This is a genomic window from Mesorhizobium sp. M2A.F.Ca.ET.067.02.1.1 (genome assembly GCF_004023285.1).
GTDB lineage: Bacteria > Pseudomonadota > Alphaproteobacteria > Rhizobiales > Rhizobiaceae > Mesorhizobium.
The window spans coordinates 1-5,319 of record NZ_RZSB01000421.1 but is presented as its reverse complement, the minus strand read 5'-3'; the positions used below and the strand labels follow the sequence as shown (position 1 = coordinate 5,319).

The 5,319-nt window shown below is 66.0% G+C and carries 8 protein-coding genes and 1 pseudogene; all 9 read right to left on the bottom strand.

From position 1 onward, the window contains the following. Positions 1–226 (bottom strand): annotated as a pseudogene (locus EOA28_RS23905) (flagellar biosynthesis protein FlgI); the annotation flags it as partial. Next, positions 226–747, bottom strand: coding sequence for a flagellar basal body P-ring formation chaperone FlgA (flgA, locus tag EOA28_RS23900; protein WP_189342155.1), 522 nt, complete (start codon positions 745–747; stop codon positions 226–228). The gene flgA and the pseudogene EOA28_RS23905, both read right to left, overlap by 1 nt. Positions 748–753: 6 nt before the next feature. Continuing rightward, positions 754–1,542, bottom strand: a complete 789-nt coding sequence (flgG, locus tag EOA28_RS23895) for a flagellar basal-body rod protein FlgG (protein ID WP_126081526.1) — start codon at positions 1,540–1,542, stop codon at positions 754–756. Between the two features lie 10 nt (positions 1,543–1,552). Next, positions 1,553–1,882 carry a flagellar hook-basal body complex protein FliE gene (locus tag EOA28_RS23890; RefSeq protein ID WP_126081527.1) on the bottom strand — a complete coding sequence of 110 codons (330 nt, stop codon included), beginning with the start codon at positions 1,880–1,882 and terminating at the stop codon, positions 1,553–1,555. After that, complete coding sequence (gene flgC / locus EOA28_RS23885; protein WP_042640471.1) at positions 1,882–2,298, bottom strand: flagellar basal body rod protein FlgC; 417 nt, start codon at positions 2,296–2,298, stop codon at positions 1,882–1,884. Before flgC ends, EOA28_RS23890 begins: the two co-directional genes overlap by 1 nt. 2 nt (positions 2,299–2,300) lie before the next feature. Beyond that, positions 2,301–2,681, bottom strand: coding sequence for a flagellar basal body rod protein FlgB (flgB, locus tag EOA28_RS23880; RefSeq protein WP_126081528.1), 381 nt, complete (start codon positions 2,679–2,681; stop codon positions 2,301–2,303). 86 nt (positions 2,682–2,767) lie between these two features. Continuing rightward, positions 2,768–3,556, bottom strand: coding sequence for a hypothetical protein (locus EOA28_RS23875; RefSeq protein ID WP_128315342.1), 789 nt, complete (start codon positions 3,554–3,556; stop codon positions 2,768–2,770). Further along, positions 3,537–4,943, bottom strand: a complete 1,407-nt coding sequence (gene fliI / locus EOA28_RS23870) for a flagellar protein export ATPase FliI (RefSeq protein ID WP_128315341.1) — start codon at positions 4,941–4,943, stop codon at positions 3,537–3,539. The genes EOA28_RS23875 and fliI overlap by 20 nt, the downstream gene beginning before the upstream one ends. A 4-nt stretch (positions 4,944–4,947) precedes the next feature. Beyond that, positions 4,948–5,319 (bottom strand): flagellar basal body rod C-terminal domain-containing protein (locus tag EOA28_RS23865; protein WP_281060920.1); only part of this gene is annotated, 372 nt, incomplete at its 5' end.

Here is a 5,319-nt window from a genome sequence, read left to right as displayed (position 1 = left end):
ACTGAGCAATGTCCTTGATGCGCGCGGCCACCTGGCCGGGCGGCAGCGTGCTTGGTCCGGTGGAAACGCGGAACATGCGCTGGGTCGTCGCCGGATCATATTCGGGATCGTCGTAGACGCCGCCGTTCTTCTGCGCGAGCTCGCGTTTGGCCTTGGGCGTCAGCCCATCCGCCAAAGCCGGCTGAATGCCGATGGCCGCCGCGAGCAGAAGGACAAAGGCGCGCATCACGAAGCGCCGACCTTGATGGTGCCGTCGGCCATCACCGTGCCGGAGATGATCTTGCCGCTGTCGATGTTGCGGATCTTGATCTGGTCGCCGGCAGCGCCTGGCTGCAGCGTGACGCAGGCGGCCGAAATGGTCAGCGCGCCGGCGGTGAAATAGACCTGCACGGAAGCGCCCTGTTCGACCAGCCAGGCGTCGCGGATAGCGGTGACCGGGATGTAGCGGCCGGGCAGTAGCGTGCGCTTGGCGACCTTGCCCTGAAGCTCCTCGGAACGCGTCGCCATGCCGTCCGGCTTATGCTTGCCGGGTATGAGCGTCACCTGCTTGAGCGAGGCCGATTCGATTGTCTCACCGGGATAGATGACCCGGTTGGGGATCAGCACGGCCTCGCCGACCGCCTGGCCGGCGACGATCTGGTTCGCCGACTGGCCGGTGGTGTCCTGCGCGATAGCCGGCATGCCGGCGGCCACCAGGACGATGGCCAGCATGGCGCGGCGGAGTGCGGAGGAGATCGGCCCGGCCATCATCCGTTACCTGATGTTCTTGGAGACAACCGAGGCCATGTCGTCGGCGGCCTGGATGACCTTGGAGTTCATTTCATAGGCGCGCTGCGCCGAGATCAGCTCGGTGATTTCCTTGACCGGGTCGACGTTGGATGATTCCAGATAACCCTGCTGGATCGTGGCGAAGCCGGGGTCTCCAGGGACGCCGACATTGGCCGGGCCCGAGGCAGCCGTTTCCTGGAAGAGGTTGTCGCCGAGCGGGGCCAGGCCCGCCTCGTTGGCGAAATTGGCGATCTGGAGCTGTCCGAGAAGCTGGAGGTCGGTCTGACCGTCCAGGCGGGCAAAGACCTGGCCGGTCTTGTTGACGATAACCTCGATGGCGTCGGTCGGCACGGTGATGGCCGGGATGACGTTGGCGCCGTCCACCGTCACGAGCTGGCCGGTGGCGTTGGTGTTGAAGGCGCCGGCGCGGCTGTAGAGCGTGCCGCCGTCGGCGCCCTCGATCTGGAACCAGCCCCTGCCGGTCAACGCCAGGTCGAAGCTGTTGCCGGTGCTGGCCAGTTCGCCCTGCGTGTGGACGTTGCGCACGGCGGTCGTCTTGACGCCAAGACCGATCGAAACGCCTTCCGGCACCAGCGAGGTGTTGGAACGGTTGGGCACGCCTTGCGTGCGGTCGACCTGGTAGAGCAGGTCGGAGAATTCGGCCCGCGCCCGCTTGTAGCCGGTGGTGTTGATGTTGGCGATGTTGTTGGCGATGACTTCCAGGTTGGTCTGCTGGGCGTTCATGCCGGTGGCGGCGATGGCGAGTGCTTTCATGACGCGGTTCCTAGATACTCATGCGACTGATCTCGAGGTAAGCCGAGACGACCTTGTCGCGGATGGCGATGGTCGTCTGCAGCGCCTGCTGGGCGCTCAACACCGCATCGACAACCTGACGGGTGTCGGCGTCGCCCTTGAGCGCCTGTATCGACATCTGCTCGGCACCCTGCAGCGTGTTGACGGTCTTCGTCGCGGCCTGGCTGAGGACGTCGGCGAAGCTGCTGCCGATGCTTTCGCTGGCCTGCGTCCCGACACCGCCTTGAAGCAGGCCCGGCGCGGCCGAGTCGGTGCCGTCGATTGCCGGTTTGAACTGTAGTGCCCCAATACCGCCAATCATTACTGGTTCCTCATCAGGTCGATGGTCATGGAAATCAGATCGCGAGCCTGCTTGATGACTTGCAGGTTGGCTTCATAAGAGCGGTTCGCCTCGCTCATGTCGGCCATTTCGACCAATGTGTTGACGTTGGGCATCTTGACGTACCCTTTGGCGTCGGCGGCTTCGTTGCCGGGCTGGAATTCGATCGGGAAATCCGAAGGATCGCGATTGATGCCGCTCACTTCCACCAGCGAGCCGCCGGTTGCGCGGTCGACCTCGGATTGAAAGGTGATCGTCTTGCGGCGATAGGGATCGGCGCCGGGCGTGCTGCCGGTCGACTGGGCGTTGGCGAGGTTTTCCGAGACCACGCGCAGGCGCTCCGACTGGGCACCAAGGCCGGAGGCCGCGACTTTGAGGGCTGCGGTGAGGGCGTCCATGGTCAGCTCTTCACCACCATCGTCATCATCGAATGGAAGGCCTTGACGATCGCCGTGTTGAGCTCGAAGGAGCGGCGAACCTCGCCGGCTTTCATCAGCTCCTGCTCGAGAACGACGGTGTTCTTCGACGGCATGATCGCGCCGTCTGGATCCTCCGGCTTGACGTTGAAGCCGGCATTGGTGGTTTCGGCGCCGAGATGGCCCGTCTGCGTGGCAGCCAGCGTCACCGCGGTGCGGTCGAGGACCTTTTCGAACGGCTCGACATCATTGGCCGTATAGCCCGGCGTGTTGGCATTGGCGATGTTGGAGGCAATCGCCGACTGGCGCACGGTCAGCCATTGCGACTGCCGCGTGGCAAGGTCGAAAAGATTTACGGGTTCCATGGGAATCTCCCGGACAAGTACGCACAAGACTAGGCGGCCAGTCTTGCGCGGACCTTGCGCGGGCGGGGCTGTACGGCCCGGCTCCGTTACTTCGAGAGCTGGATCACCTTGTCTGTGCTGGTGACGATCACCCACTTGCCGCCGCGCTGCTCGATCGAGGCGACGCGGCTCGAATCCGGCAGGACGGAGCCGCGCTGAACGACCCACAGACCCGTATCGTCCTCGATCATGGCGCGGCCGTTGGCGACATGCACCATCTTGAATTCGGAAGCGGCGGCCGGGAAGGGCTGGTCGGCGGGCGGCGGGGCGGGATCATCCTGCACCGTGCCGGTCGCAAACAGGTCGATATCGGGATTGGGAACGTCCTTGGCCGTCAGCGGTCCGCTGCGTTGAGCCACAACGCCACCGCCCTCACGTCCGGAATTGCTGCCGCTGCCGCCGAACTTGATGGTCTGGACGCCGAACTGCTCCTGGTTGAAGAAGATGTACCAGGGGAACAACGCGCAGATGAGGCCGAGCGTGATGCCGAGCGCGGCGATGACGAAATCGCTGCGGCGGTCGGCGCTCCTGTCGGCCAGGCGCGGGAACTGGGCTTTCGGTGGCTCCGGCCACTCGGTGCGGGGAAAAAGCCCGTCGAGCACGGAATCGCGGCTGGCCTGCGCGACATCGGCGCTCCCGGCGGCGGATGTCCGCGGCGGATGCGGCCTGTCAGCTCTGTTCAGGAGAGCCGCTGTCTTCTGTGTCTTGGCATTCGCGACCTTGTCCTTGGCGGATCTTGCCGCGTCGGCCTCGGCCCTTTCCGCCGCCTCGGCCTCGGCAAGCATGTCGCGCAACATGCGCTCGGTATATTGGAGCTCAGTCTCCTTGATCGCCATTCAGCTTCCCCTTGAGATGGCGGGCGAGGTCGGCGAACGGATCCGCCGACGCGCGGTCCCTCGGCGATTGCGTAAGCGCCTCATAGATCAGCGGCACCTGGCGCACGGCGTTGTCGAGCTCGGCATCGGCGCCGCTTTGGTAGGCACCCAAAAGACGGATGTCGCGCGTATCCTCGAAGCGCGCGATCATCGATTTCAGCCTGGTCACCAGCACGCGCTGTTCCGGGCTCCAGGCCTTGTCGGCAAGGCGCGAGATGGACGACAGCGGATTGACCGGCGGATAGCGGCCCTGCTCGGCAAGGGCGCGGTCGAGCACGACATGGCCGTCGAGGATGCCGCGCACCGAATCGGCGACCGGGTCGTTGTGGTCGTCGCCGTCGACCAGCACGGAAATAATGGCGGTGATCGAGCCTTTTCCCTCGGCGCCCCGGCCGGCGCGTTCGAGCAGCTTCGGCAGGTCGGTGAAGACCGAGGCCGGATAGCCGCGTGCGACCGGCGGCTCGCCCGTTCCGGTCGCCACCTCGCGTAGCGCATGCGCGAAGCGGGTGATGGAATCCAGCACCAGGAGCACGCGATGGCCCTGGTCGCGGAAATGCTCGGCCACGCACATGGCAGTGTCGGGCGCACGCCGGCGCATCATGGCGCTTTCGTCGCTGGTGGCGACCACGGCGACGGTCTTGGCCATGCTCTCGGCGCCGATCGTATCCTCGAGGAACTCGCGCACCTCGCGGCCGCGCTCGCCGATCAGGGCCACGACCACGGTATCGAAGGCCTCGGCGCCGGCGAGCATGGCAAGCAGCGTCGACTTGCCGACGCCGGAACCGGCGAAGATGCCAAGCCGCTGGCCGAAGCAGAGCGGGGTGAAGATGTCGATCACCCGCACCCCGGTGAGGAAGCCGGTGCCGACGCGCTGGCGCGACAAGGCGCCCGGCGTCGCGCCATGCGTGACATCGGCGGCATTCGGCCGGATCAGCGCGGGACCGCCGTCAATGGGGCGGGTCAAGGCGTCGATGGCACGCCCGCGCCAGGAGACATGCGGCGTAACGGTGAGCGGGCCGCGACGAAAGACGGCGCCGCCGATACCGGCATCGGCGCTGCGCTCGAAGGGAGCTATCACCACCTCGTCGCTGCCGATCTTGACGATCTCGCCGCGTCGCGCGCCGGCCTTGCCGCGCTGCTCGACGATGTCGCCGAGCCTGGCAATCCCGGACAGGCCGCGGACCTTGTAATGCGTCGGCGATATCTCGGCGATGCGGCCGCCGCGCGCAAGCAACGCCTGCGGATCGTCGAACCGGCGCCAGATGCGTTCGAGCGCGGCCAGCCGGTCCGTCCTTCCGGAATTGGCCGGGCTCTCGGAAGCGCGCAACAGGGACGAGCCGGTCGTCATGCCGTCACTTCGAGCCGAGCGTCTTGATGGCGTCGTCGGTGGAGGAATCGGTCTGCCGCATCAGCGCCGCCGTGTTCTCGAAAGCGCGCTGCACTTGGATCAGCCGGGTCATTTCCAGCACCGGGTTTACGTTCGACTCTTCCAGAAACCCTTGTGCGACACCGAGGTCCGAACGATCGGTGACCGGTTCGGGCGTGCGCGCCGGAACGATGCCCGAATTGCCGTAGCGGACGAAATTCTCGCCGGGGTCGAAATTGTAGAGACCGATCGCTCCGACCAGCTGGTCGTTCTGCCTGAGCGAGCCGTCGGCGCCTGCCTTGGGCGGCCCGTTGCGCGGATCGAGCTGGATGGGAGCGCCGCCGCCGTCCAGCACCGG

Bases quoted from the DNA above. Each gene is read 5' to 3' on its own strand.
- fliI (WP_128315341.1), bottom strand. From the start codon at position 4,943: ATGACGACCGGCTCGTCCCTGTTGCGCGCTTCCGAGAGCCCGGCCAAT.
- EOA28_RS23890 (WP_126081527.1), bottom strand. From the start codon at position 1,882: ATGATTGGCGGTATTGGGGCACTACAGTTCAAACCGGCAATCGACGGC.
- EOA28_RS23875 (WP_128315342.1), bottom strand. From the start codon at position 3,556: ATGGCGATCAAGGAGACTGAGCTCCAATATACCGAGCGCATGTTGCGC.
- flgG (WP_126081526.1), bottom strand. From the start codon at position 1,542: ATGAAAGCACTCGCCATCGCCGCCACCGGCATGAACGCCCAGCAGACC.
- flgC (WP_042640471.1), bottom strand. From the start codon at position 2,298: ATGGACGCCCTCACCGCAGCCCTCAAAGTCGCGGCCTCCGGCCTTGGT.
- flgB (WP_126081528.1), bottom strand. From the start codon at position 2,681: ATGGAACCCGTAAATCTTTTCGACCTTGCCACGCGGCAGTCGCAATGG.
- flgA (WP_189342155.1), bottom strand. From the start codon at position 747: ATGGCCGGGCCGATCTCCTCCGCACTCCGCCGCGCCATGCTGGCCATC.